The sequence below is a fragment of the Pseudoxanthomonas sp. LjRoot204_2 genome (genome assembly GCF_056175765.1).
The window spans coordinates 1-1,699 of sequence record NZ_JBGFFG010000589.1; the positions used below are offsets into that span (position 1 = coordinate 1).

Sequence of the window (1,699 nt, forward strand, 5' to 3'; positions counted from 1 at the left end):
CGATCAACTTGCGGAAGTGCGCCTGCGCGCTGTCGGAAATCTGGATCATGGCGCTATTCTAGCCCCCTGCCCGACGGGCATTCACATCCACAGGCCGGTCGTCGTGGTTCATTCAGACTGGTCCCAGCAGGAGCCGCGCCATGTCCGATCTCATCCCCCTGGCCCGCGCGCGCTGCGTGCCGCTGCGTGGCAGCGAGCATCGCCTGCCGCCTGCCCGCATCGCCGAGCTGCTGCCACAGATCCCTGGATGGGAGCTGGTCGAAGACGGCCACGCACTGCTGCGGACGTTCGCCTTCGAGGATTACTACGAGACGATGGCGTTCGTGAACGCCCTTGCCTTCGTCGCGCATGCCGAAGACCACCACCCCGATCTCGGCGTGCACTACAACCGCGCTGTCGTGCGCTACTCGACGCACGACGTCGGCGGCCTGAGCGAGAACGACTTCATCTGCGCCGCCAAGGCCGGCGCCCTGCTGGGAGAATCCTGATGCGACTTCGCCTCGTCCCGCCCGCCTTCACCATGCTCGCGGGCATCCTCGTGCTGTCGGCCTGCGCCAAGCAGCAGGAAGAATCCGCCGCGCCCTTGGTCGCGCCTACCGAACTGGCCGCCATCGACACGCCGCCCCCCGTCTACCCTGCCGATGCCGAGTGCGATGGTGCCGGTGGCACCACCGTGCTGCGGGTGACGGTCGAACAGGACGGCGTGCCGGCACGTGTCGCGCAGGTGCAGGGCAGCGGCAACGCCTCGCTCGACAAGGCGGCGCTCGACGCGGTGCAGACCTGGAAATTCCGCGCCGCCACGCGCAACGGCAAACCGGTCAGCCACACCATCAACGTCCCGGTGACGTTCCCGCCCGTGCTGGAGAAGCCGACCCGGTGCTTCGCGCAGGGCGCGGGCTGAATCAGCCCAGTCGTTCCAGCGCGTCCGCGAGATCCTCCGACAGCGGCGCGCTGAGCACGTACGGCGTCCTGCCGCCGTCCAGAGCGAACTGCAGCGACGCCGCGTGCAGGAACAGGCGTTTCAAGCCCACCTGCTCCCGCAGCCGCTTGTTCACGGCCGGATCGCCGTATTTGTCGTCGCCGGTCACGGGATGGCCGATGTGCTGCGCATGCACGCGGATCTGGTGGGTGCGGCCGGTATCGATGCGGACCTCGCAGTACGAATGCCCTCCACGACGCTCCAGCACGCGGAAGTGGCTCAGCGACGCCTTGCCATCGCGATGCACCTGCACGTGGCGCTCGCCACCCTGGCGCAGGCCGATGTGCAGCGGGGCATCGACGCTCATCACCCCGTCGGGCATGCGGCCGACCAGCAGCGTCAGGTAGCGCTTCTCGATCCCGCGCGTCCCGTCCTCGCTGTCCTCGCGCAGCAGCGCCTGCAGTTCAGACAGCGCCGAGCGCTTCTTGGCCATCACCAGCAGGCCGGAGGTGTCGCGGTCCAGCCGGTGCACCAGTTCCAGCGTCTGGTTCGGCCGCAGGGCGCGCATCGTCTCGATGGCGCCGTGGCTGATCCCGCTGCCGCCATGGCTGGCAACGCCGGTCGGCTTGTTGATGACCAGCAGCCGCTCGTCCTCGAACACGATGGCGGCCTCCATCCGCTTCAGGAAGCCTGAGGGAGGCGCGACCTTCTCTCCCACTTCCGTGAGACTGACGGGCGGGATACGCACCTCGTCCCCGCCCTCCAGCTTCCGCTCCGCCT

The 1,699-nt window shown here is 68.5% G+C and carries 3 protein-coding genes; 2 read left to right on the top strand and 1 reads right to left on the bottom strand.

What is annotated here, in order from left to right; genetic code table 11:
- Positions 1 to 140 precede the first annotated feature (140 nt).
- Both AC04L7_RS18130 and AC04L7_RS18135 read left to right on the top strand, forming a co-directional pair.
- A complete protein-coding gene (locus AC04L7_RS18130; protein ID WP_435998826.1) occupies positions 141 to 488 on the top strand; it encodes a 4a-hydroxytetrahydrobiopterin dehydratase in 348 nt (115 codons plus the stop codon).
- Entirely contained in the window at positions 488 to 901 is a 414-nt protein-coding gene (locus AC04L7_RS18135; protein WP_435998828.1) for an energy transducer TonB, read from the top strand. The genes AC04L7_RS18130 and AC04L7_RS18135 overlap by 1 nt, the downstream gene beginning before the upstream one ends.
- A 1-nt stretch (position 902) precedes the next feature.
- Here the strand turns inward: AC04L7_RS18135 and AC04L7_RS18140 are convergent.
- The coding region (locus AC04L7_RS18140; protein ID WP_475513625.1) for an RluA family pseudouridine synthase at positions 903 to 1,699 on the bottom strand (797 nt) is incomplete at its 5' end.

What these genes read in the sequence shown, in the direction of transcription:
- AC04L7_RS18130 (WP_435998826.1), top strand. Translation starts at nt 141, where the DNA reads ATGTCCGATCTCATCCCCCTGGCCCGCGCGCGCTGCGTGCCGCTGCGT.
- AC04L7_RS18135 (WP_435998828.1), top strand. Translation starts at nt 488, where the DNA reads ATGCGACTTCGCCTCGTCCCGCCCGCCTTCACCATGCTCGCGGGCATC.